The sequence below is a fragment of the Burkholderia sp. Bp9090 genome, from assembly GCF_003857985.1.
Taxonomy (GTDB): Bacteria; Pseudomonadota; Gammaproteobacteria; order Burkholderiales; family Burkholderiaceae; genus Burkholderia.
The window spans coordinates 37310-61529 of the sequence record NZ_QTPV01000009.1 but is presented as its reverse complement, the minus strand read 5'-3'; the positions used below and the strand labels follow the sequence as shown (position 1 = coordinate 61529).

At 68.5% G+C, this 24220-nt stretch carries 23 protein-coding genes; 15 read left to right on the top strand and 8 right to left on the bottom strand.

All coding sequences use genetic code 11. The features are described 5' to 3' along the window. Positions 1-8: 8 nt before the first annotated feature. The 3 genes from DIE16_RS11275 to DIE16_RS11265 all read right to left on the bottom strand — a co-directional run bounded on the left by DIE16_RS11275 (position 9) and on the right by DIE16_RS11265 (position 2193). Positions 9-824, bottom strand: coding sequence for an endonuclease/exonuclease/phosphatase family protein (locus DIE16_RS11275; protein ID WP_124486665.1), 816 nt, complete (start codon positions 822-824; stop codon positions 9-11). Positions 825-829: 5 nt separating this feature from the next. Next, a complete protein-coding gene (locus DIE16_RS11270; protein WP_124892297.1) occupies positions 830-1318 on the bottom strand; it encodes a hypothetical protein in 489 nt (162 codons plus the stop codon). Positions 1319-1464: 146 nt separating this feature from the next. Further along, positions 1465-2193, bottom strand: coding sequence for a nitroreductase (locus tag DIE16_RS11265; RefSeq protein WP_124892296.1), 729 nt, complete (start codon positions 2191-2193; stop codon positions 1465-1467). A gap of 227 nt (positions 2194-2420) precedes the next feature. Here DIE16_RS11265 and DIE16_RS11255 point away from each other — a divergent pair, with 227 nt between their 5' ends. From DIE16_RS11255 to DIE16_RS11210, 10 genes are all read left to right on the top strand, one after another. Then, a complete protein-coding gene (locus tag DIE16_RS11255; RefSeq protein WP_044848851.1) occupies positions 2421-3401 on the top strand; it encodes an AAA family ATPase in 981 nt (326 codons plus the stop codon). Between the two features lie 151 nt (positions 3402-3552). Continuing rightward, the gene (locus DIE16_RS11250; protein WP_124892295.1) at positions 3553-4662 is read left to right on the top strand and encodes an NAD(P)/FAD-dependent oxidoreductase; all 1110 of its coding nucleotides are present in this window, start codon (positions 3553-3555) and stop codon (positions 4660-4662) included. A 186-nt stretch (positions 4663-4848) separates the two neighbouring features. Next, positions 4849-5160: a high-potential iron-sulfur protein gene (locus DIE16_RS11245; protein ID WP_021163765.1), complete on the top strand. Its 312-nt coding sequence runs from the start codon at positions 4849-4851 to the stop codon at positions 5158-5160. Between the two features lie 188 nt (positions 5161-5348). After that, the gene (locus DIE16_RS11240) at positions 5349-6656 is read left to right on the top strand and encodes an MFS transporter (protein WP_124492201.1); all 1308 of its coding nucleotides are present in this window, start codon (positions 5349-5351) and stop codon (positions 6654-6656) included. 314 nt (positions 6657-6970) lie between these two features. Further along, the gene (locus DIE16_RS11235; RefSeq protein ID WP_044848854.1) at positions 6971-8599 is read left to right on the top strand and encodes an ABC transporter substrate-binding protein; all 1629 of its coding nucleotides are present in this window, start codon (positions 6971-6973) and stop codon (positions 8597-8599) included. A 117-nt stretch (positions 8600-8716) separates the two neighbouring features. Next, positions 8717-9727, top strand: coding sequence for an ABC transporter permease subunit (locus DIE16_RS11230; RefSeq protein WP_044848855.1), 1011 nt, complete (start codon positions 8717-8719; stop codon positions 9725-9727). 4 nt (positions 9728-9731) lie between these two features. Beyond that, a complete protein-coding gene (locus DIE16_RS11225) occupies positions 9732-10649 on the top strand; it encodes an ABC transporter permease subunit (protein ID WP_044848856.1) in 918 nt (305 codons plus the stop codon). A gap of 2 nt (positions 10650-10651) precedes the next feature. Beyond that, complete coding sequence (locus DIE16_RS11220) at positions 10652-11650, top strand: ABC transporter ATP-binding protein (protein ID WP_044848857.1); 999 nt, start codon at positions 10652-10654, stop codon at positions 11648-11650. After that, positions 11647-12663 (top strand): peptide ABC transporter ATP-binding protein, encoded by a 1017-nt coding sequence (locus tag DIE16_RS11215; protein ID WP_124892294.1) that lies wholly within the window; start codon positions 11647-11649, stop codon positions 12661-12663. The genes DIE16_RS11220 and DIE16_RS11215 overlap by 4 nt, the downstream gene beginning before the upstream one ends. Further along, entirely contained in the window at positions 12656-13801 is a 1146-nt protein-coding gene (locus tag DIE16_RS11210) for a TraB/GumN family protein (protein WP_124486659.1), read from the top strand. Before DIE16_RS11215 ends, DIE16_RS11210 begins: the two co-directional genes overlap by 8 nt. A 570-nt stretch (positions 13802-14371) precedes the next feature. Here DIE16_RS11210 and pxpA read toward each other — a convergent pair. The 3 genes from pxpA to pxpB are packed head-to-tail and all read right to left on the bottom strand — an operon-like array spanning position 14372 to position 16911. Then, entirely contained in the window at positions 14372-15136 is a 765-nt protein-coding gene (gene pxpA, locus DIE16_RS11205; protein ID WP_124486658.1) for a 5-oxoprolinase subunit PxpA, read from the bottom strand. Positions 15137-15190: 54 nt separating this feature from the next. Beyond that, on the bottom strand, positions 15191-16258 hold the full coding sequence (locus tag DIE16_RS11200) for a biotin-dependent carboxyltransferase family protein (RefSeq protein ID WP_124892293.1): 1068 nt from the start codon (positions 16256-16258) through the stop codon (positions 15191-15193). Then, entirely contained in the window at positions 16255-16911 is a 657-nt protein-coding gene (gene pxpB, locus DIE16_RS11195) for a 5-oxoprolinase subunit PxpB (RefSeq protein WP_044847862.1), read from the bottom strand. The genes DIE16_RS11200 and pxpB overlap by 4 nt, the downstream gene beginning before the upstream one ends. Before the next feature lie 148 nt (positions 16912-17059). Between pxpB and DIE16_RS11190 the strand changes: the two genes are divergently transcribed. After that, complete coding sequence (locus DIE16_RS11190) at positions 17060-17572, top strand: winged helix DNA-binding protein (RefSeq protein WP_059448486.1); 513 nt, start codon at positions 17060-17062, stop codon at positions 17570-17572. 71 nt (positions 17573-17643) lie between these two features. On the opposite strand, the gene DIE16_RS11185 is transcribed toward DIE16_RS11190, so the two are convergent. Next, positions 17644-18249, bottom strand: coding sequence for a 5-formyltetrahydrofolate cyclo-ligase (locus tag DIE16_RS11185; RefSeq protein WP_044847864.1), 606 nt, complete (start codon positions 18247-18249; stop codon positions 17644-17646). 8 nt (positions 18250-18257) lie between these two features. Here DIE16_RS11185 and DIE16_RS11180 point away from each other — a divergent pair, with 8 nt between their 5' ends. From DIE16_RS11180 to DIE16_RS11165, 4 genes are read left to right on the top strand one after another with little or no spacing between them, the layout of a single operon-like run. After that, on the top strand, positions 18258-20210 hold the full coding sequence (locus tag DIE16_RS11180; RefSeq protein ID WP_124486656.1) for a lytic transglycosylase domain-containing protein: 1953 nt from the start codon (positions 18258-18260) through the stop codon (positions 20208-20210). 57 nt (positions 20211-20267) lie between these two features. Further along, a complete protein-coding gene (locus tag DIE16_RS11175) occupies positions 20268-21230 on the top strand; it encodes a complex I NDUFA9 subunit family protein (RefSeq protein WP_044847866.1) in 963 nt (320 codons plus the stop codon). 54 nt (positions 21231-21284) lie between these two features. Then, on the top strand, positions 21285-21932 hold the full coding sequence (locus DIE16_RS11170) for a glutathione S-transferase family protein (RefSeq protein WP_124486655.1): 648 nt from the start codon (positions 21285-21287) through the stop codon (positions 21930-21932). Next, on the top strand, positions 21929-23170 hold the full coding sequence (locus DIE16_RS11165) for a multifunctional CCA addition/repair protein (RefSeq protein ID WP_124486654.1): 1242 nt from the start codon (positions 21929-21931) through the stop codon (positions 23168-23170). Before DIE16_RS11170 ends, DIE16_RS11165 begins: the two co-directional genes overlap by 4 nt. Before the next feature lie 100 nt (positions 23171-23270). Here the strand turns inward: DIE16_RS11165 and DIE16_RS11160 are convergent, their stop codons facing one another. After that, on the bottom strand, positions 23271-24083 hold the full coding sequence (locus tag DIE16_RS11160) for a helix-turn-helix domain-containing protein (RefSeq protein ID WP_124892292.1): 813 nt from the start codon (positions 24081-24083) through the stop codon (positions 23271-23273). Positions 24084-24220: the final 137 nt, after the last annotated feature.

Here is a 24220-nt window from a genome sequence, read left to right as displayed (position 1 = left end):
CTGCCGCGTCACTGCGAATCGAGGCGCAGCCGCGCGATATACGGCAGGTGGTCCGACAGCCACGCGGTTTCGCCGGACGGCGCCTGCCATTCGAGCGGTGTCAGCCCGCGCACGAACATCTTGTCGAGCGCGAGCGCCGGGGAGAACGCGGGGAACGTGCGGCCCGACTCGCCGAGCAGCGTCGCGACCTCGGACAGCCCGATCTCGGCGAACAGCGCGACCGAATCGTTGCGCCAGTCGTTGAAGTCGCCGGCGAGCACGAGCGGGTCGTCGCCCGCGTTGCGCACGATCCAGTGCGCGATCCAGTGCATCTGGCGCAGCCGCGCCGCACGCGTGAGCGCGAGGTGCGCGCACAGGAGCGTGACGGGCCGCGCGCCGGCGAGCGTCGCGCGCGCGACCAGCAGCCCGCGCCGCTCGAAGCGGTGCGCGGAGATGTCCCAGCGGCCGCCGAGGTCGAGCGGGTGCGGCGACAGGATCGCGTTGCCGTGCCGCCACGACGGCTTGAACACGTTCGGTCCGAGCGCGATCTGCCAGTCGAGCGCTTGCGCGATCTCGGTGGCCTGGCAGTGCCACACGTCGTCGACCGCGTCGTCCATCGGCGCGCCGAAGCCGGGGGCGAGCATCGGACGCGGCATGCGGCGCGCCATCGCTTCCTGCAGGAAATACACGTCGGCGTGCGTCGACTGCATCCAGTTGCGCATCGCGTTCCATGCGGTGAAGCCGAGCGGCGAGCGGCCCTTGTGCAGGTTCCAGCTGACCGCGGTGATTTCGTCGGGCGCGGCGTGCGGTTCGGCGAACGGGAGGGACAGGGCGTCGGCGGACATGGCGCTCAGTCCTTCGCGACGTGCGCGCGCACGCGGTAGACGAGATGCGGGCGCTGCTCGACGAGCGTCCAGTCGGTCCATGCGTCGCCGCCGACCGACAGCCCCGGATGGCTCGCGACGATCTGCCGCGGCGACGCGGGCACGCACGGATCGCTGCGCGTCGCGTTTTCGTCGTCGAGGGTTTCCTGCACGTCGAGCGCGAGCGATACGGTGCGGGCGGCGTCGTCGACGGTGAGCGGCGCGACCGTCACCGAGCGCGAGCGCTCGGTCGGCACGACGCGCGCGGCGTTGCCGCAGCCGACGGGCACGGCGGACGGATAGCGATGGGTGTCGGTGCGGGTCTGACCGACGGTGGTGCGTTGCTGGAACGTGTCGATCGTCTGACCGTCGCGCACCACCTGGATCTCCCATGCGACGGCTGCCGGTGCGGCGCTCTGCGCATGGGCCGCGAGCGCGGCGCTCACGAGCAGGACGGCCAGGCCGTGTTTCAGCATGAAACTTCTCCGGAAACGCGGGGTAGCGGGGAACGGACGCACATCTTACGCCCGATCGATCCGGACGGTCGCGTGACACGATGCGTCGCCGCGGGTTCGCAGCACGATCTGGTCCTGATCGAAAGGTAGGTGCGCGTCACGCGTTTTCAAGCGAAAAAGCGCGCGAACTCGGCGACGCTCGCGCGCTCGGTGACGAGGCGGTTCTCGATCGCGTGCGGGTCCGCATGGCCGAGCGACATCCCGCACACGAGTTGCTCGTTGGCCGGGATGCCGAGATGCTCGGCGACGATCCGGTGGAACGGCACGAACGCGGCTTGCGGGCAGGTGTCGAGGCCGCGTGCGCGCGCGGCCGTCATCACGCCCTGCAGGAACATCCCGCAGTCGAGCCATGCGCCGTGCGTCATCACGCGGTCGAGCGTGAAGAACAGTGCGACCGGCGCATCGAAGAAGCGGAAGTTGCGCGCATGCTGCGCGTGCATGCGGGCCTTTTCGTCGCGGCCGATGTTCAACAGACCATACAGGTCCCAGCCGACCTTGCGGCGCCGGTCGATGTACGGCGACACCCATTCGCGCGGATAGTAGTCGTACTCGGCGACGTATTTCTCGTCGCGCGCCGGATCGTCGTATGCCGCTGTGAGGGCCGCGGCGAGCGCGTCGCGGGTCGTGCCGGTCGCGACGTACACGTGCCACGGCTGGATGTTGGTGCCCGACGGCGCGCGGCTCGCGGCTTCGAGGATTGCCTCGAGCGTGTCGCGCGGCACGGGCGTCGGCAGGAACGCGCGAATCGCGCGGCGCGACTTGAGCGCGGCGTCGACAGCGTCGACGGCGTGGATCGCGTCGGGATCGACGCGCGGGGCAGCAGCGGGGACGGACATCGGCAACCCTTCGAGACGAAGCGCGCGGCGCCGTGCGGGCGCCGTGGCGAGGCCGGCGCGACGGCCGGTGAACCATCGATCATACGCCGCGCGGCGCGACGCCGCAGCGCGCGCACGGTGTTAGCAGCAGACCGCGGTGGCTGCTTGCTTGCACGCCGATGCGGGATCGCTACACTGAAATCGTAAGGGTCTGATGATCGTGTGACGGCAGCAGCGGCGAGGTTGGTATGACGACGGCGATGGTGAAACAGGAACTGGCGGTGGCGTCCTTCAGCACGGTGTACGACCTCGAGCAGGTCGAGACCGCGTTGAACGAGCTGAACGAGAGCGCGAGCGACGCACTGCGCGCCACCTACGAGCGGATGCTCAAGACCGGCAATCTGCGCTTTTGCGTGAAGCCGAACCGGATGCCGTCGTTCGACGAACTCGGCGACGCGCTGCCCAATTTCACCGAACCCCTCGACGACGTGCGCAAGCAGGTCGCGCTGTGCCTCGAGACCGACGACCGGCTCGAACTGATGCCGATCCTGCTGCTCGGGCCGCCCGGCATCGGCAAGACGCATTTCGCGAAGGCGCTCGCGCAGCTGCTCGGCACCGCGTACCACTACGTGCCGATGAGTTCGCTGACAGCCGGCTGGATCCTGTCGGGCGCATCGTCGCAATGGAAGAACGCGAAGCCCGGCAAGGTGTTCGAAGCGCTCGTCAACGGCAGCTACGCGAACCCGGTGATCGCGGTCGACGAGATCGACAAGGCGGGCAGCGACGCGCAATACGATCCGCTCGGCGCGCTGTACGCGTTGCTCGAGCACGACACCGCGCGCGCGTTCGTCGACGAATTCGCCGAGGTGCCGATCGATGCGGGCAACGTGATCTGGGTCGCGACCGCGAACGATGCGCAGGCGATTCCCGAGCCGCTGCTGAACCGGATGAACGTGTACGAGATCGCGCCGCCGGACGCGGCCGGCGCGCGCCGGATCGCGCAGACGATCTACGACGAGATCCGCACGTCGCACGCGTGGGGGCGGCGCTTCCCCGACACGCTCGACGACGACGCGCTCGACGTGCTGGCCGCGACGCCGCCGCGCACGATGCGCCGTGCGCTGCTGCATGCGTTCGGCGCCGCGCGGCTCGACGGCCGGGACGTGATCGCACCGTCCGACATCCGCGCCGACGAGGGCGCGGCGAAGCGCCGTCCGATCGGGTTCTGAGCCGGCGGCGCGCGCCTCGCCGCGGCCTGCGCGCGTCGTGCCGTGCGGCGCGGCGCACGCGACATGCCGATGCAAGCGCGCTCGGCAGGCGGGCGAACCGGGACGTACAATTCTCTTCTCTCCCCTCGACGCGTGAGCGACGCGAAACGCCATGGAGCAGATGGATTGTGTGGTGATCGGCGCGGGTGTCGTCGGTCTTGCGATTGCGCGGGAGCTGGCCGCGCGCGGACGCGAAACGATCGTGCTCGAGGCGGCCGACGCAATCGGCACGGGCACGAGCTCGCGCAACAGCGAGGTGATTCACGCGGGGCTCTACTACTCGCGCGGCTCGCTGAAGGCGATGTCGTGCGTGCGCGGGCGCGACCTGCTGTACGAGTTCTGCGAGACGCGTCACGTGCCGCACCGGCGCGTGGGCAAGCTGCTCGTCGCGACGAGCGCCGCGCAGGTGAAGCAGTTGAAGGCGATCGCCGCACGCGCGGCGGAAAACGGCGTGCTCGACCTGATGCCGCTCACGCGTACCGAGGCGCAGACGCTCGAGCCCGCGCTCGATTGCGTGGAGGCGCTGTTTTCGCCGAGCACCGGCATCGTCGACAGCCACCAGCTGATGCTCGCGCTGCTCGGCGACGCGGAGCGCGACGGCGCGGTGTGCGCGCTGAAATCCCCGGTAGAGTCGATCGACGTGTTGCGCGGCGGCCGCTTCGTCGTGCGCACCGGCGGCGACGCGCCGACCGAAATCGAGGCCGCGTGCGTGATCAACAGCGCGGGCCTCGGCGCGCAGGCGCTCGCGCGCCGCACGCGCGGCCTCGATCCGCGCTGGGTGCCGCCGCTCTATCTCGCGCGCGGCAACTACTTCAGCCTGTCCGGCCGCGCGCCGTTCTCGCATCTCGTCTATCCGATACCCGACCGCGCGGGGCTCGGCGTGCACCTGACGCTCGATCTCGCCGGGCAGGCGCGCTTCGGCCCGGACGTCGAGTGGGTCGATGCGCTGCGCTACGAAGTCGATCCGGCGCGCGCGCAGGCGTTCTACACGTCGATCCGCACGTACTGGCCCGACCTGCCGGACGACGCGTTGCAGCCGGCCTACGCGGGGATCCGGCCGAAGCTCGCGGGGCCCGGCGAGCCGCCGGCCGACTTCATCGTGCAGGGCACGGCGCAGCACGGCGTGCGCGGCCTCGTGAACCTGTTCGGCATCGAGTCGCCGGGGCTGACCGCGTCGCTCGCGCTCGCGCAGCGCGTCGCCGACATGACGTCGCATGGCTGACACTCACGGCCCGCATCCGTGCGGGCCGGCCGTGCGAAACTCCGGGCGAGACCCGTGTGAAATCCCTTGTGTGAAATCCCTTATCTCCGGCATTTCGGCGCGCACATTCATGCGCTTGAGCGTTATTCTGTTGAACGGCCGTCGCCAGAACGGCTTTCAAACCGATAACGTTGGAGCGAGTCCCCCATGAAAACATCCCGTCGGAGTTTCCTGATCACGAGCATCGGCGCCGTGTCCGCGCTGGCGCTGTCGCGCGAAGCGCTGGCCGATGCGCCGATGCTGTCGGAAACGGATCCGACCGCCGTGGCGCTCGGCTACAAGGCCGATGCGACGAAGGTCGACAAGACGAAGTATCCGAAATACGCAGCGGGCCAGGATTGCGCGGCCTGCATGCTGTACCAGGGCAAGAAGGGCTCGGCGTCGGGCCCCTGCGGTGCATTCCCGGGCAAGCAGGTATCGGCGAAGGGCTGGTGCAGCGCATTCTCGAAGATGGGTTGATGCCCGCGGCGGCATCGTGCGATGCCGCAATGTGGCGAAAACCGCAAAACGCCCGCCATCGGACGATGGCGGGCGTTTTTTATGCTTGAAAACGGTTCCGTCGCTTTCTACACTCGCTGCAAACCAACGCGCCGCGGGCCCTCCGCGCGCCGCGCCCGATACGGCGGATTCACGAGAACGAGGCTCGCATGGCGACGATTGCGAATTCAACGAAAACGATCCGGCCCGAGCGCGCGCTGAACCGCCGCGCGGTAGTCGCCGCCGTGATCGGCAACGCGCTCGAGTGGTACGACTTCACGGTGTTCGGCTTCATGACCGTCGTGATCGCCGAACTGTTCTTCCCGACGACCAGCGAATACTCGTCGCTGCTCTTGACCACCGCGACCTTCGGCGTCGCGTTCTTCATGCGCCCGATCGGCGGCATCGTGTTCGGGCTGTACGCCGACCGCGCGGGCCGCAAGGCCGCGCTGTCGCTCGTGATCCTGCTGATGACGGCCGGCATCTTCCTGCTCGCGATCGCGCCGCCCTATGCGGCGATCGGCATCGGCGGCCCGCTCCTGATCGTGCTCGGCCGCCTGCTGCAGGGCTTCTCGGCGGGCGGTGAATTCGGCAGCGCAACGGCGCTGCTGATCGAAGCCGCGCCGTTCTCGAAACGCGGCTTCTACGGCAGCTGGCAGATGGCGAGCCAGGCGGGCGCGCTGCTGATCGGCGCGCTCGTCGGCGCGGCCGTCACGCGCGGGCTGTCGCACGACGCGCTGCGCAGCTGGGGCTGGCGCGTGCCGTTCATCCTCGGGCTCGTGATCGGCCCGATCGGTTTCTACATCCGCCGTCATCTCGCCGATTCCGAAGCGTTCCTGCATGCGCAGCAAAGCGCACGCCGCGCGACGCTCGGCGAAGTGTTCACGCGCCATCCGCGCGAGGTGCTGTGCGGGCTCGGCTCGGTGATCGCGCTGACGGTGACGGTCTACGTGCTGATCAGCTATCTGCCGACCTTCGCGGTGAAGCAGCTGAAGCTGCCGTATGCGCAATCGTTCTATGCGGTGATCATCGGCAACCTGCTGCTGATGGTGCTGTCGCCGGTCGCGGGCGCATGGTCGGACCGCATCGGCCGCAAGGGTCTGTCGCTGTGGTCGCTCGGGCTGACGCTCGTGCTGATGTATCCGCTGTTCGCGTGGCTCGACGCGGCGCCGAGCATCGCGCGGCTGATCGTGGTGCAGGCCGTGCTGTCGGTGACGCTCGCCGGCTACTACGGGCCGTTCGGCGCGATGATCGCCGAGCTGTTCCCGGCCAACGTGCGCTCGACCGGGCTGTCGATCGCGTACAACGTCGCGGTGATGCTGTTCGGCGGTTTCGGGCAGTTCATCGTCACGTGGCTGATCAAGGTGACGGGCACGCCGCTCGCACCGACCTACTACGTGATGGCGGGAATCGCACTGTCGATCGTCGCGGTCGCGTTCGTGCCCGCGCGCAGCGCGGATCTCGACGCGCCGGCCTGACGGTTGCATTGCATCGCATGCATCGTTTCGGAAGCCGCAACGATGTGCGGACTGGCTGCGAACACGGCGCGACAACCCTCTGCGTTCGCGCCCGAATTGTTTAGTTGTCGAACGAAACATGCGCGGGATGAACGAAATGGCCGCTCGTGCGCGCAGAGGCACTTTTCGCGTGTGCAAGACATCGGCAAAAACCCGCGTGGATGCGCGTCTAGAAGAGTTTTTTCTCCAGCTTGTTGCAAAATCGCTAGCTCAAGTAATATCCGCGTACCCGGCCCCCAGGGGGACCGGTTCCGATCTGGAGACCTGGAGGAAACATGGAATACAACCGTCTGTTGCACACCCTGCGTGTTACCGCCATCGCAGGCGTGGCAGCGGCATCGCTCGGCGTCGCGGGTTCTGCATTCGCACAGATCCCGAACAAAACGCTCGTCTACTGCTCAGAAGGCAGCCCGGCGGGTTTTGATTCCGCGCAATTCACGACCGGCGTCGATTTCACCGCCGCCACGTTCACCGTCTACAACCGCCTCGTCGAATTCGAGCGCGGCGGCACCAAGGTCGAGCCCGGCCTCGCCGAGAAGTGGGACGTCTCGTCCGACGGCAAGGTGTACACGTTCCACCTGCGTCATGGCGTGAAGTTCCACACGACCGACTTCTTCAAGCCGACGCGTGAATTCAACGCGGACGACGTCGTGTTCTCGTTCGAGCGCATGCTCGATCCGAACAATGCGTTCCGCAAGGCCTACCCGGTGTCGTTCCCGTACTTCACCGACATGGGCCTCGACAAGCTGATCACGAAGATCGAGAAGGTCGATCCGTACACCGTGAAGTTCACGCTGTCCGAGCCGAACGCGCCGTTCATCCAGAACATGGCGATGGAATTCGCGTCGATCCTGTCGGCCGAGTACGGCGACCAGCTGATGAAGGCCGGCAAGGCCGCCGACATCAACCAGAAGCCGGTCGGCACGGGCCCGTTCATCTTCCGCAGCTATACGAAGGACGCGACGATCCGTTTCGATGGCAATCCTGATTACTGGAAGAAGGGCGCGGTGAAGCTGTCGAAGCTGATCTTCTCGATCACGCCCGACCCGGGCGTGCGCGTGCAGAAGATCAAGCGCAACGAATGCCAGGTGATGAGCTATCCGCGTCCGGCCGACATCGCGGCGCTGAAGGCCGACTCGGGCATCGACATGCCGTCGCAGCCGGGCTTCAACCTCGGCTACCTCGCGTACAACGTCGAGCACAAGCCGGTCGACAAGCTCGAAGTGCGTCAGGCGCTCGACATGGCGATCAACAAGAAGGCGATTCTCGAATCCGTCTATCAGGGTGCCGGCCAGGCCGCCAGCGCGCCGATGCCGCCGACCCAATGGTCGTACGACAAGAACCTGAAGATGGCCCCGAACGACACCGAGAAGGCGAAGGCGCTGCTCGCGAAGGCCGGCTATCCGAACGGTTTCGACATCACGCTGTGGGCGATGCCGGTGCAGCGTGCATACAACCCGAACGCCCGCCTGATGGCCGAGATGATCCAGGCCGACTGGGCGAAGATCGGCGTGAAGGCGAAGATCGTCACGTACGAGTGGGGCGAGTACATCAAGCGCGCGCACACGGGCGAGCAGGACACGATGCTGATCGGCTGGACGGGCGACAACGGCGACCCTGACAACTGGCTCGGCACGCTGCTCGGCTGCGAGGCGATCAAGGGCAACAACTTCTCGCACTGGTGCTACAAGCCGTTCGACGACCTGATCCAGAAGGGTCGCACGACGACGGGCCAGGACGCGCGCACGAAGATCTACACGCAGGCCCAGCAGATCTTCGCGCAGCAGCTGCCGTTCTCGCCGATCGCGAACTCGACGGTCTACCAGCCGGTACGCAAGAACGTGGTCGACATGCGCATCGAGCCGCTCGGCTATGCGCGTTTCGACGGTGTCAGCGTGAAGTAACCGGCCTGGCGTAAGCTGTCGTCTTGAGAAGACCGGCTTGAAATCATCCGGCGACGAGGGGCCAAAAGCCCCTCGTCGCCGGTCGTACATTTCCCACAAGAAAATACGAGACGCATCATGTTCACATTCGTGTTGCGCCGCGTGGGCATGGTGATCCCGACCTTCATCGGCATCACCATCCTGGCGTTTGCGCTGATTCACCTGATACCGGGCGACCCCATCGAAGTGATGATGGGCGAGCGCGGCGTCGATCCCGCGATGCATGCGGAGGCCATGAAACGCCTCGGGCTCGACCAGCCGCTGCCCCTGCAGTACATCCACTACATCGGCCGGGCGCTGCATGGCGACCTCGGCACGTCGATCATCACCAACACCAGCGTCGCGGGCGAATTCTTCGCGCGCTTCCCGGCGACCGTCGAACTGTCGCTGTGCGCGCTCGTGTTCGCGCTCGCGGTCGGGCTGCCGGCCGGCGTGATCGCCGCGCTGCGGCGCGGCTCGGTCGTCGATCACGGCGTGATGGGCACCGCGCTCACCGGCTACTCGATGCCGATCTTCTGGTGGGGGCTGATCCTCATCATGGTGTTTTCGTCGTACCTCGGCTGGACGCCCGTGTCGGGCCGCATCGCGGTCGAATACGATTTCCCGCATCCGACCGGTTTCATGCTGATCGACGCGCTGCTCGCACCCGACGAAGGCGCGTTCAAATCGGCGGTCAGCCACCTGATCCTGCCGGCGATCGTGCTCGGCACGATCCCGCTCGCGGTGATCGCGCGGATGACGCGCTCGTCGATGCTCGAAGTGCTGCGCGAGGACTACATCCGCACGGCGCGCGCGAAGGGCCTGTCGCCCGTGCGCGTGGTCGTCGTGCATGCGCTGCGCAATGCGCTGATCCCGGTCGTCACCGTGATCGGCCTGCAGATCGGCACACTGCTGGCCGGCGCCGTGCTGACCGAGACGCTCTTTTCGTGGCCCGGTGTCGGCAAGTGGCTGATCGATGCGATCGGCCGCCGCGACTATCCGGTCGTCCAGGGCGGCATCCTGCTGATCGCGACGCTCGTGATCGTCGTGAACCTGGTCGTCGACCTGCTGTACGGCGTGCTGAATCCGCGCATCCGCCACACGAGGTAATTCCATGAGCAATCTGCAAAACACCCTGCCGAGCGAATCCGCGCCGGCCGGCGGCCGTGCGCTCGCGCTGCGCGAGTTCTGGGCCAACTTCTCGCGCAACCGCGGCGCCGTCGGCGCCGGCATCGTCGTGCTGGTGCTGATCCTCGTCGCGCTGTTCGCACCGCTGATCGCGCCGCACAGCCCGGTCGAGCAATACCGCGACTACGTGAAGATCCCGCCCGCATGGCTCGCGGGCGGCAACTGGCAGTTCATCCTCGGCACCGACGAAGCGGGCCGCGACATCCTTTCGCGCCTGATGTTCGGCGCGCGCATGTCGTTCTGGATCGGCTTCGTGTCGGTCGTGCTCGCGCTGATCCCCGGCATCGTGCTCGGGCTGATCGCCGCGTTCTTCCAGAAGTGGGCCGACACGCCCGTGATGCGCATCATGGACGTGCTGCTCGCGCTGCCGTCGCTGCTGCTCGCGGTCGCGGTCGTCGCGATCATCGGCCCGGGCCTCACCAACACGATGTTCGCGATCGCGATCGTCGCGCTGCCGGCCTACGTGCGCCTCACGCGCGCATCCGCGCTCGGCGAACTGCAGAAGGAGTACGTGACGGCATCGCGCGTGGCCGGTGCCGGCACGCTGCGCCTGATGTTCTCGCAGGTGCTGCCGAACTGCACGGCGCCGCTGATCGTGCAGGCGACGCTCGGCTTCTCGTCGGCCATCCTCGACGCGGCCGCGCTCGGCTTCCTCGGCCTCGGCGTGCAGCCGCCGACCGCCGAGTGGGGCGCGATGCTCGCGTCCGCGCGCGACTACATCGACAACGCGTGGTGGATCGTGACGATGCCCGGCCTGTCGATCCTGATTTCGGTGCTCGCGATCAACCTGCTCGGCGACGGGCTGCGCGACGCGCTCGATCCCAAACTGAAGCGGATGGCGTGACCATGAGCCAAGATCTACTGACTATCCGCAATCTCGCGGTGAACTTCAACGGCCTGCCCGCGGTCGACCGGATCAACCTGTCGATCGCGCCGGGCGAGGTGGTGGGCGTCGTCGGCGAATCGGGCTCCGGCAAGAGCGTGACGATGATGGCGCTGATGGGCCTGATCGATGCGCCGGGCAAGGTGACGGCCGACGAGGTCACGTTCAACGGTGTGGACCTGCTGAAGGCGTCGCCGAAGGCGCGCCGCAAGATCGTCGGCAAGGACATCGCGATGGTGTTCCAGGATGCGCTGACGAGCCTGAACCCGAGCTACACGGTCGGCTACCAGATCAAGGAGGTGCTGAAGCTGCACGAAGGCCTGCGCGGCGACGCGCTGCACCGGCGCGCGCTCGAGCTGCTCGACCAGGTCGGCATTCCGGATGCGAAGAACCGCATCACGGCGTTCCCGCACCAGATGTCGGGCGGCATGAACCAGCGCGTGATGATCGCGATGGCGGTCGCGTGCAACCCGAAGCTGCTGATCGCCGACGAGCCGACCACCGCGCTCGACGTGACGATCCAGGCGCAGATCATGGACCTGCTCGTGAAGCTGCAGAAGGAGCGCGGGATGGCGCTCGTGCTGATCTCGCACGACCTGGCCGTCGTGTCGGAGGTCGCGCAGCGCGTCGCCGTGATGTATGCGGGCGAGGTCATCGAGACCAATCGCGTGCCGGACATCTTCCGTGCGCCGCATCATCCGTATACCGAAGCGCTGCTCGCGGCGATTCCCGAGCACAATCAGGGGGCGCGTCGCCTTGCCGCATTGCCGGGCATGGTGCCGGGCCGCGATGATCGCCCGTCCGGGTGCCTGTTCGCGCCGCGCTGCAAGTACGTCGTCGACGATTGCCGCAAGGCGCGTCCGGCGCTCGATACGCTGGTGCCGGCCAACGATGCGATGCGCGCGCGCTGCATCAAGCCGCTCAATGTTTCCAACCTCGACCTGACGGGAGGCGCACGATGAATGCAGTCCACGAAACGCGTGCCACGCCGCACGACGAGGAAGCGGTGCTGGTCGCCGACCGGCTCGCGAAGCACTACACGGTCAAGCGCGGGATGTTCGGGCAGGGCACCGTGAAGGCGCTGAACGGCGTGTCGTTCACGCTCACGCGCGGCAAGACGCTCGCCGTCGTCGGCGAGTCGGGCTGCGGGAAATCGACGCTCGCGCGCCAGCTCACGATGATCGAGACGCCCACCTCGGGCCACCTGACGATCGACGGCAAGGACGTGGCCGGCGCGAGCCGCGAGACGGTCGCCGACCTGCGCCGCCGCGTACAGATGGTGTTCCAGAACCCGTTCGCGTCGCTGAACCCGCGCAAGACCGTCGAGCAGACGCTCTCCGAGCCGCTCGAGATCAACGCGAACCTGACGGCCGCCGAACGCGCGCAGCGCGTCGCGCAGATCATGCGCACGGTCGGCCTGCGGCCCGAGCACGCGAAGCGTTATCCGCACATGTTCTCGGGCGGCCAGCGCCAGCGGGTCGCGATCGCGCGCGCGATGATCCTCGATCCGCGGATCGTCGTCGCCGACGAACCGGTGTCCGCGCTCGACGTGTCGATCCAGGCGCAGATCCTGAACCTGTTCATGGACCTGCAGGAGCAGTTCAAGACGAGCTACGTGTTCATCTCGCACAACCTGTCGGTGGTCGAGCACGTCGCCGACGACGTGATGGTGATGTACTTCGGCAGCGTCGCCGAGCTCGGCGACAAGGCGACGATCTACGCGCATCCGCGCCATCCGTACACGCGCGCGCTGATGTCGGCGACGCCGGCGATCTTCGAGGAAGACCGCCGCGTGCAGATCAAGCTGCAGGGCGAGCTGCCGTCGCCGCTCAATCCGCCGTCGGGCTGCGCGTTTCACCAGCGCTGCCCGTACGCGGTCGAGCGCTGCCGCGTCGAGGAACCGCAGCTGCGCGACGTCGACGGACGCCGCGTGGCCTGCCATCGCGCCGAGGAGGTAGGGGAGGTGAATGCCTGATGGTTTGGCGGCGCGCGCGCCTGGCGTGCGCCGTTCGGGGGGCGGCCGCGCGCGCGTGATGCGCGCGTGCCGCAACGCACGGCGCTGGAGCGTGCGCACGGTCACGGGCGCGGCGCTGGCTGGCGCGTGCGTGGCGGCCAGCGTGCTGGTCCCGGTCGACGCCGCGCGTGCCGAAAGGCGCGCGCCGGCGAGTTCGCCGATCCATCCGTCGCAGGTTCCGCCGCCCGGCATGAACCTGCCGGGCTTCCACGTGCCGTCCGTGTCGAACGGCACGGTCGCGCGCGGCACGGTGCGCGTGCAGCCCGCGCGCATGCCGTTCTATGTCGCCACCCGGGGCAGGGTCACGCTGTACGTGCTCGGCACGCTGCACACGGGCGACCCGTCCGACTATCCGCCCGCGCAGCCGTTCCGGCCGCGCATCCTCGCGGCGCTCGCCGCGTCGCCGACGCTAGCGCTCGAGCTGTCGCCGGACGATCTCCTCGAATCGCAGGACGACGTGTCGAAGTACGGCGTGTGCCGCTACCCGTGCCTGCAGCGCCTGCTGCCCGAGCCGCAGTGGCAGCGCCTCGCGGCGCGCCTGCGCGGCAACCCGGCCGCGCTCGCGGAGATCCGCCGGATGCGGCCGTGGCTCGCGGCGCTGGTCGTCGAAACCTACGACTCGCTGGCGGCCGGCCTGCAGACCGAGTACGGCACCGAGGCGCAGCTGCAGAACGTGTTCCTGAAGAAGAAGGGCGGCCGCGTGATCGGGCTCGAGACGCTCGCCGAGCAGATGCGCGCGTTCACCGGGCTGACGCTCGCCGAGCAGCGCGAGATGCTCGCGCAGGACATGGTGCAGACCCCGGCGCAGAACGCCGACGACATCAAGGCGCTGCACCGGCTGTGGCGAATTGGCGACGCCGACGCGATCTCGGCGTGGGCGGTCGCGAAGAGCGAGCGGCTGGCCCGTTCGAAGGCGCTGTCGGCGTCGATCGACAACAAGATCCTGTACGAGCGCAACCGGCGCTTCGTTGCACGGATGACGGCAATCGCCGCGCCGAACCGGCCGGTATTCGTGGCCATCGGCGCGCTGCATCTGGGCGGCCCGCGCGGCGTGCTCGAATTGTTGCGCCAGCAAGGGTATCAGGTCGACGCGAACTGATCGCGCCGCGCACCGCGCGCCGATCCTCCCCTGTTTGATCGACGAGATGCACGCGCTGCGAGGCGCCCGCGCGGCCACGCGGCTCGATAAGGAAAACCCTCGAATCTTCAGGAAATAGCGTTTAAAACGATTGACATCCGGTTCTGCCAATCTCTATTCTTCATCCCACAAGTTGAAAAAATGAAAAGAATAGATAAGTTCTACGGGGTAGCAGAAAACAAAGCGCGGGGTTAGCGTAGCCGGCACGTATGTAACGTGCCGGCCGCGGAGTGTCTGCATGCACGGCGGGGCCAAACATCGTCGGCACAACAAATGCATGCGACAGACTTGCGGCATAAGCAACGTTCCGTCGTCCGACCGGGGGAAGCAGCAAGCGGGCGGCGGCGGACGTTTTTTGATCCGGAGCATGTTTCCGGTCACCGTCGACAGACGGTTTCGGGGGGCGAATCGACAGACGGCGAAGTCCGCGGCGATTGCGCCAACAGAAAAGCGCCACGAGGGCGCTTTTTTCTTTTGTGGCGGCGGTTTTCGACCTGCGACGGCTGAGCGCTTCGACGACGCGTCACGTCATCATGCGTCTTCGCCGGCCTGCAGCGCGCCGGGCGCGACGACATCGACACCCGCCGCTTCGAGCGCCGCGCGGATCCGCTTCGCGAACGCGAGCGCATGCGGGCCGTCGCCGTGCAGGCAGACCGTTTGCGCGTTGAGCGGCACCCACTCGCCGCTCACTGCCCGCACCTGCCGCTCGCGCACCATGTCGAGCGTGCGCGCGAGCACCGCTTCTTCATCGTCGATCAGCGCGCCGGGCTGGTTGCGCGGCACGAGCGAGCCGTCCGCGCGGTAGCCGCGGTCGGCGAATACTTCCTCCACCGCGGCGAGCCCCGCGTGGCGCGCGGCCGCGACGAACACGCTGTTCGCGAGCCCGAACACGGCCAGCGACGGATCGAAGTCGTGGATCGCGGACACCACCGCGTCGGCGATCAGCGGGTCGCGCGCGGCCTGGTTGTACAGCGCGCCGTGCGGCTTAACGTGCGCGATGCGGCCGCCCTCGGCCTGCGCGATCGCCGACAGCGCGCCGAGCTGGTACAGCACGCCCGCATAGATGTCGCCGGCCGGCAGCTGCATTTCCTTGCGGCCGAAATTCTCCGGGTCGTGAAAGCTCGGGTGCGCGCCGATCGACACGCCTTTCTGCACGGCCCAGCGCACGCAGTCGCGCATCGCATTGGCGCCGCCTGCATGCCAGCCGCACGCGATGTTCGCCGACGTGACGAGGTCGAGCAGCGCCTCGTCCGATCCGCATCCTTCACCGAGATCGGCATTCAGATCGATTTCCATGATGTTCCTCGTCCACGGGTGCGTGGCGCGTCCTTCGTCCTGCTTCCGTCATTGTCACGCTGCGCGCGATTGCGCGCGGCGGCGCGTTTCCTCGCGCATCTCGATCGCGACGTCGATCTGGCGCAGATAGGCACGTTCTGCGACCAGGGCGGCGCGCGCGGCGTCGGGTGTCGTGCGCACGAAGCGGATCGGCAGGTTGAGCCGCGCCTGTGCGAGTTTCCAGAGATCCGCGCGGATCACCGTGCCGATCTTCGGATAGCCGCCGGTGGTCTGCGCATCGTGCATCAGCACGATCGGCTGGCCGTTCGGCGGCACCTGGATCGTGCCGGGCAGCACCGCGTGCGACAGCAGCTCGACCGGCCGCTCGCGCACCAGTTCGGCGCCGGCGAGACGATAGCCCATCCGGTTGCTGTTCGCGGTGACGAGCCATTCCTCGTCCCAGAACGCCTGCTGCGAATCGGCCGCGAACGACGCGTAGTCGGGGCCCGGCAGCACGCGCACGGGCATCGCCCACGGCGCATGCGCCGGCCGGTGGCGGCGCGGCGGTTCGTCGACGCGCACGAACGCGCACCACGCGGGCGCCTTCACGCCGAATTCGGGCGCGTCGGCCGCGAGGCAGCCGGCGCCGGCCGGCGGCACGCCGACCGGCAGCCGGTCGCCGTCGCGCAGCGCGCGGCCGCCGAGGCCGCCGAAGCGCGACGCGAGATCGGTGCTGCGCGAGCCGAGCATCGGCAGTACGTCGATGCCGCCCGCGATGCACAGGTAGCCGCGCATGCCGCGTTTCGCGGCCGGCAGCACGAGCGTCTGCCCGGCGTCGACCGGCAGGCTCCACCAGGAATACACGGGCCGGCCGTCGAGCGTCGCGCCGAATTCGGTGCCGGTGATCGCGATGCGCGTCGCGCGCGTGAAGCGGAACGCGGCCGGCCCGATCGTGATTTCGACGGCCGCCGCGTCGGGGCGGTTGCCGACCAGCCGGTTGCCGACCTCGAGCGCGAGGCAGTCGAGCGCGCCGCCCTGCGCGACGCCGAGATGGCGTGTGCCGCGGCGGCCGAGATCCTGCACGGTCGACAGCGGGCCGGCGCGGACGACCTCGATCGTGCCCGGTGCGGTGTTCTGGCTCATGTCGCGTCGACTCCGGCAATGGTGAAGCGCACGCGGTCGCCGGGCAGCAGCAGCGTCGGCTGCGGCCGTGCCGGGTCGAACAGCACGTGCGACGTGCGGCCGATCAGCTGCCAGCCGCCGGGCGACGTGGCCGGATAGATGCCCGTCTGCGCGCCGCCGATGCCGACCGAGCCGGCCGGCACCTCGAGGCGCGGGGCCGCGCGGCGCGGCGTGTGCAGCGACGCATCGAGGCCGCCGAGATACGCGAAGCCCGGCTGGAAGCCGACGAAGAAGACGACGTAGGCGCCCGCCGCGTGGCGCGCGACGACTTCGTCTGCCGACAGCCCGGTGTGCGCGGCGACGGCCGCGAGGTCGGGACCGGCGGCACCGCCGTATTCGACCGGGATGTCGATTTCCCGGCCGTCCGCGTGCTCGACGTCGGCGGTTTCCCACGCGTCGCGCAGCGCCGGCGTGAGCGAGTCGGCCGTCGTGGCGAGCGCGTCGAACACGATCGTCAGGTTGTTCATGCCCGGCACGACGTCGATCACGTCGGGCCACGCGCGCGCGACCTCGGCGACGGCCCAGACGCGGCGCTGGCAATCGAGCGTGGCGGGCGGCGGTACCTCGCAGACGAGGGCGGCATCGCCGAGCGGATAAATGCGGGGTTGCGTCATCGGACTGGCACGGTTCGGACGGCAATGTTAGCGCACATTGTCAATAAAATATCGACAACTTCCCAATAAGCGTTTTCGCCTAGCCCGTATGTCCGGGCTTCTGGCGTACACTCGGCACACCCTGTCATCCGGCTTGCTCCGCCTTTCCATGAAGCGTCCTGCGACCAAGATCGTGTCATCCGAACACCTCGTTTCCGATTCGAGCGCGGAGCTGTCGGAACTCGAATACGGGCTCATCATGGCCGGCAACGCATTCAACCGCTGGATGGTGCGCTGCATGTCGGCCGCGGGCGCGAAGGACATGACGGCGGTCGAGGTGTCGCTGCTGCATCACGTGAGCCACCGCGAACGCAAGAAGAAGCTCGCCGACATCTGCTTCGTGCTCAATATCGAGGATACGCACGTCGCGACCTATGCGCTGAAAAAACTGATCGCGCGCGGCTATGTGAAGAGCGAGAAGAGCGGCAAGGAGGTGTTCTTCTTCGCGACCGAGGCGGGCCGCGAGCTGTGCCTGAAGTATCGGGAGGTGCGCGAGCACTGCCTGATCGAGACGCTCAAGGACAGCGGCCTCACCAACGAGCAGATCGGCGACGCGGCGCAGTTGCTGCGCCACGCATCGGGCCTCTACGACACGGCCGCGCGCGCGGCGGCGTCGCTGTAAACGATTGCGGACGGGAGGGTGAGCGCGGTGACGCGCGGCATGCCGCTCACGCAGCAGCGCGCGCCGCGTCATCAGGCGGCCGGGTAAAGCGCGCCGTCGGTCACGATCCAGCGCATCGCGAGATCGTGCGCCTCGGCTGGCAGCGCATCGACGCGGCACGCTTCATACGCGATGCCGACCGTCACCGGCAGCGTGTCGCCGGGCCACACCGCGAGCGTGCGGTCGTAGTAGCCGCCGCCGTAGCCGAGCCGGTAGCGCTGCAGATCGAATCCCACGCACGGAATCAGCAGCAGGTCGGGCACGACGACGACGCCCGACGCCGGTTCCGGAATCCGGTGATGGCCTTCGCGCATCGGCGTATCCGCATCCCATGCATGGAACGCGAGCGGCGTGTGACGCTCGCCGATCACCGGCAGCGCGGCGCGGCGGCCCGTGCCGGCCGCGGCCCACGCGAGCACCGCGTCGCGCGCGTCGAATTCGCCCGGCAGCGGCCAGTAGAAGCCGACCGTCGCGGGCGCGAGGCGCTCGAGCAACAGGCGCAGCCGCGCGTCGAGCGCGGCGTTCGCGGCGGGCTGCGATGCGGCGTCGCGACGCGCGCCGGACAGCGTTTTGCGCAGTGCAACCTTCGGGTTCGGCACAGGGTTGCATGCTATGCTTTCGCTCACTTCGTGCTCCATTCATAACGATGTCGAACAGCCTTTTCCGAGTATATCGCGCGGTCGCGCTCACGCTTTCGGCCGCCGCGCTCGTCGCGGGCACGGCCGCGTGCGCCGCACCGGGCGACGACACGCTCGCCGGGGACGACCAGATCTTCGTGCAGCTGCGCGAAGCCGCGCGCCGCAACGACGCCGCGAAGGCCGCGCAGCTCGCGTCGATGATCCCGAACTATCCGGTCCCGTCCTACGTCGAGTATTTCCAGATCAAGCCGCAGCTGTTCGATTCGACCGGCCGCGCACGTGTCGACGCACCGGACGCACCGGTGCAGTCGTTCCTGCAGCGCTACGACGGCCAGGCGATCGCCGACCGCCTGCGCAACGACTACCTGCTCGTGCTCGGCGCGCGTCACGACTGGCGCAACTTCGACGACCAGTACAAGCGCTTCGTGCTCGACGACGACACGCAGGTCAAGTGCTACGCGCTCGAATCGCGCGCGGCGCGCGGCGAGAACGTCGCCGAGGCGGCGCGTGCGCTGCTCGTCGAGCCGAAATACTACGGCGACGCCTGTGTCGACCTGATTACGGCGCTCACCGTCAACCAGCAGTTCACGAGCGACGACGTGTGGCAGCAGGCGCGTCTCGCGTACGAGCAGAACTACACGACGCTCGGCGGCAAGATCGTCGACGCGCTCGGCGCGCGCCCGGTCGGTTTCGACCAGGCGACCAGCGCGCCGCCGCTGTACCTCGCGCGCGGCGTCGGCCCCGACGCGGCCTCGCACCAGCTCGCGCTGATCGCGCTCGGCCGCATGGCGCGCAACGATCCGGACGCGGCGGCCGGGATGCTGACGTCGATCGCCGGCTCGCTGACGAAGCAGGAGCAGGCGATCGCGTGGGGCGCGATCGGCTACCAGGGCGCGATCAAGCGCTCGGCGCTCGCGTCGGTCTGGTATGCGAAATCCGCGAACGCGCCGCTGTCGAACCCGGGCTACGAATGGCGCACGCGCGCCGCGCTGCTCGCCGGCAACTGGCCGATGGTGCGCTGGTCGATCGAACAGATGCCGCCGTCGCTGCGCGACGATCCGGCATGGATCTACTGGCATGCGCGCGCGCTCAAGCAGAGCGGCGACACGCTGCAGGCGAACCAGGAATTCGAGCAGGTCGCGGGCCAGTACAACTTCTACGGGCAGCTCGCCGGCGAAGAGCTCGGCCAGCGCACGTCGATCCCGCCGCGCACGAAGGTGAGCGATGGCGACATCGACGCGATGAGCAAGATCCCGGGCTTCGCGCTCGCGCAACGCTTCTACGGGCTGAACCTGCGTCTCGAAGGCAACCGCGAATGGAACTGGCCGCTGCGCGGGATGACCGATCGCCAGCTGCTCGCGGCCGCCGAATACGGCAAGCGCATCGACCTGCTCGACCGCACCGTCAACACGGCCGACCGCACGAAGGCCGAGCACGACTTCACGCTGCGCTACCCGTCGCCGTACCGTGACATCGTCGAGCGCTACGCGCAGTCGTCGGGCCTCGACATCGAATGGGCATACGGGCTGATCCGCCAGGAGTCGCGCTTCATCACGAACGCGCGTTCGTCGGTCGGCGCGGGCGGCCTGATGCAGCTGATGCCGGCCACCGCGCAGCTCGTCGCGAAGAAGCTCGGGATGGGCACGATCACGCGTGCGCAGATGCACGACATCAATACCAACATCCAGCTCGGCACCTGGTATCTGGCGGACATCTACAACAACTTCGACAGCTCGCCGGTGCTGGCAACCGCCGGCTACAACGCGGGCCCGGGCCGGCCGCGCCAGTGGCGCCAGGTGTTGACGCAGCCGGTCGAAGGCGCGATCTTCGCGGAGACGATTCCGTTCAACGAGACGCGCGACTACGTGAAGAACGTGCTGTCGAACACCGTCTACTACGCGGCGCTCTTCGAGGGCAAACCGCAGTCGTTGAAGAAACGCCTAGGCATGATCTCGCCCTGATCCGCAATCTTCACACTGCCGCGCGAGACGCGGCAGTGTTCTTTTGAGGACCCGAACATGGATCGCCAGACCGTCGCGCTGCTGGGCGGCACCGGCTTCATCGGCAGCCGGCTCGTCAACGCGCTGATCGATGCCGGCAAGCAGGTGCGGATCGGCACGCGGCGGCGCGAGCACGCACGCCACCTGCAGATGCTGCCGGTCGAGATCGTCGAGCTCGACGCGCTCGATACGCGCACGCTCGCCCGGTTCGTCGCCGGCGCGCATGCGGCCGTCAATCTCGTCGGCGTGCTGCACGGCGGCCGCGGCACGCCGTACGGGCCCGGGTTCGAGCGCGCGCACGTCGCGCTGCCGGCCGCGCTGGCCGCCGCGTGCGTCGAAGTCGGCGTGCGGCGCGTGCTGCACATGAGCGCGCTCGGCGCCGATTCGCACGGCCCGAGCATGTACCAGCGCTCGAAGGGCGACGGCGAGGCCGCGCTGCATGCGGTCGCGGCGACCGATTCGCTCGCGCTGACGATCTTCCGCCCGTCGGTCGTCTTCGGCCCCGGCGACGCATTCCTGAACACGTTCGCGAACCTGCAGCGCACGCTGCCGGTGCTGCCGCTCGCGATGCCCGATGCGCGCTTCCAGCCGGTGTTCGTCGGCGACGTCGTGCGCGCGTTCGTCAACACGCTCGATCTCGCGGCCGCGCACGGCAAGACCTACGAACTCGGCGGCCCGACCGTCTATACGCTCGAGCAGCTGGTGCGCTATTGCGGCACGCTGGTCGGCAGGCAGGCACGCATCGTGCGGCTGCCCGACGCGCTCGCGCGGCTGCAGGCGAGCGTGTTCGAATGCCTGCCCGGCGAGCCGGTGATCACGCGCGACAATCTCGCGTCGATGTCGGTGCCGAACGTGCTGTCCGGGCCGCTCGCACCGGAACTCGGGATCTCGCCCGCGAGTCTCGAGAGTATCGCGCCCGCGTATCTCGGCCATGCCGCGCGGCGCTCCCGCTTCGACTGGTTCCGCTCGCGCCGCCGCTAGGCGCCGCGGACCGTCGCTTCCGTCATTCACTTTCGCGCTTTCCGGAACACCGCCATGAAACTCGTCATTGGAGACAAGAACTACTCGTCGTGGTCGATGCGGCCGTGGCTGCTGCTCGCGCATTTCGGCATCCCGTTCGACGAGATCGTGATCGAGCTGCGCCGCGACGACACGGCCGCGCGCATCCGCGAGTATTCGCCGACCGGCAAGGTGCCGTGCCTGATCGACGACCACGGCGTCGCGATCTGGGATTCGCTCGCGATCGCCGAGACGCTCGCCGAGCGCTATCCGCAGTTCCCGATGTGGCCCGCTGATCCGCTCGATCGCGCGCATGCGCGCTGCATCTCGGCCGAGATGCATTCGGGCTTCGCCGCGCTGCGCACGCAGATGGGAATGAGCGTGCGCGCGTCGATGCCGGGGCGCGGCGCGACGCCCGAGGCGCTCGCCGACGTCGCGCGCATCGACGCGCTGTGGAGCGCGTGCATCGAGGCCTCGGGCGGCCCGTTCCTGTTCGGCGAATTCGGCATCGCCGATGCGATGTATGCGCCCGTCGTGATGCGCTTCAACACGTATGCGCCGGCGCTGTCGCCGGAAGCGGCCGGGTATGCGGCGCGCGTGACGGCACTGCCGGCGGTGCAGCGCTGGATCGATGGCGCGCGCCGCGAAACCAACGTGATCGCCGAATACGAACCGACGCCATGAACATCTACGCAGTAGGCGGAGCGATCCGCGACGAATTGCTCGGCGTGCCGGTGCAGGACCGCGACTACGTGGTGGTGGGCGCGACGCCCGAGCAGATGGCCGCGCAGGGCTTCCGACCGGTCGGCAAGGATTTCCCCGTGTTCCTGCATCCGGGCACGCAGGAGGAATACGCGCTCGCGCGCACCGAGCGCAAGACGGCGGCCGGCTATCACGGCTTCCAGTTCTACTATGCGCCGGACGTGACGCTCGAAGAGGACCTCGCGCGGCGTGACCTGACGATCAACGCGATGGCGCGCGAAGTGAGCCCGGAGGGCGCGCTGGTCGGCCCGGTGATCGATCCGTTCGACGGGCAGGCCGACCTGCGCGCACGCGTGTTCCGGCATGTCGGCGACGCGTTCGTCGAGGATCCGGTGCGGATCCTGCGGATCGCGCGCTTTGCCGCGCGCTTCGCCGATTTCACGGTCGCGGACGACACGCTCGCGCTGATGCGGCGGATGGTCGACGCGGGCGAAGCGGATGCGCTGGTGCCCGAGCGCGTGTGGCAGGAGATCGCGCGCGGGCTGATGGAGGCGAAACCGTCGCGGATGTTCGCGGTGCTGCGCGAGTGCGGCGCGCTCGCGCGCATCCTGCCCGAGGTCGACGCGCTGTGGGGCGTGCCGCAGCGCGCCGACTATCACCCGGAAGTCGACACCGGCGTGCACGTGATGATGGTCGTCGACTACGCGGCGAAGCAGGGCTATTCGCTGCCGGTGCGCTTCGCGGCGCTCACGCACGATCTCGGCAAGGCGACGACGCCCGCCGACGTGCTGCCGCGCCATGTCGGCCACGAAGGCCGCAGCGTCGACCTCATCAAGCCGCTGTGCGAGCGGCTGCGCGTGCCGAACGATTGCCGCGATCTCGCGCTGGTGGTCGCGCGCGAGCACGGCAACCTGCATCGCGTGATGGAAATGGGCGCGGCCGCGCTGGTGCGTTTCTTCGAGCGCAGCGACGCGCTGCGCAAGCCGGCGCGCTTCGCGGAGATGCTGCAGGCGTGCGAAGCGGATGCGCGCGGCCGGCTCGGGCTCGACACGCAGCCGTATCCGCAGGCCGAGCGGCTGCGCGTGGCGCTGGTGGCGGCGCGCAGCGTCGACGCGGGCGCGATCGCGCGCGGCGTCGGCAACGATGCGATGCAGATCAAGGACGCCGTGCATCGCGCGCGGGTCGAGGCCGTCAAGCAGGCGCTGGCGATCGCGGAATAGGGGGGAATCGGGGCGCGGACTGGGCTGCGAATCGGGGTTGCGAATCGGGCCGTGAATCGTGCGGACCGTGCCGAGCGGTGCGCCGCCCGGCCGCCAGCCGTCATTTCTTCATGCGCTCGGCGGTGCGGCGCGCCGGCGTGGCGGCAGCCGGACGTTTGCCGGTGGCCGCGCGCGACTTCCCGGCAGCCGTGTTGGCCGCGGCGCCGGCCGGCTTGTCGGCGGGCTGCGCGGCGTCCGCGTCGCGCTCCCGCTTCGGTGCCGGTTCGCGGCGGCTCACGCGCGGCTCGCCCGGCGTCGCGCCGGCATCGCGCGCGAGCAGCCTGATTTTCATCGCGGCGGACCCCAACTCGGCGCAGTTGTCGTCGAAGAGGGGCAGCGTGCCGACCGCGATCAGCTCCGCGGGCCCGTCGCCGACGTTCGCGACGCGATGGCGCTTCCTCGCGTCGAAGTGCAGCGAATCACCGGGCGATAGCGGGTAATCCTTCTTGCCGATCGTGTAGCAGAGCCGGCCGGTCAGCACGTACACGAACTCGTCGCCGCCGTGCGCGACCCATTCCGACCGGTAGCCCTCCATCATCCGGACCTTGAGCGCGTTGATCTGGCTGCCGTCGAAGGTGGTGGACAGCCGCTCGTACCACTGCGACGCGGCGTCGACCGCGTACGGTTCGCGGCGGCCCGCGTGCGAGTCGGGCTGCGCCTGGCGCGGCTGGTCGATCAGCGTGCCGAGCGGTACGTCGAGCGCTTTCGCGACGTTGACGAGCGATGACAGCGAGATACCGGTCAGATGGCGCTCGACCTGCGACAGGAACCCGACCGACAGGTTCGCTTCGGTCGCGACTTCCAGCAGCGTTTTCTTCGCTTCCCGGCGCAGGCGGCGAATGCGCTGGCCGATACGCATGATGTCTGAATCCATGGATCTCTTTCGTGGCAACGAGTCGGGAGGCGAGCGAGGGGGCGGTGCAGTCGCCGGACGTTGCCGTTCCGTGAATCGCACGAAGCACGGCCGTCGGGACGACGATGCGGGCGCATTGTACCGCGCAGTCGCGCCGG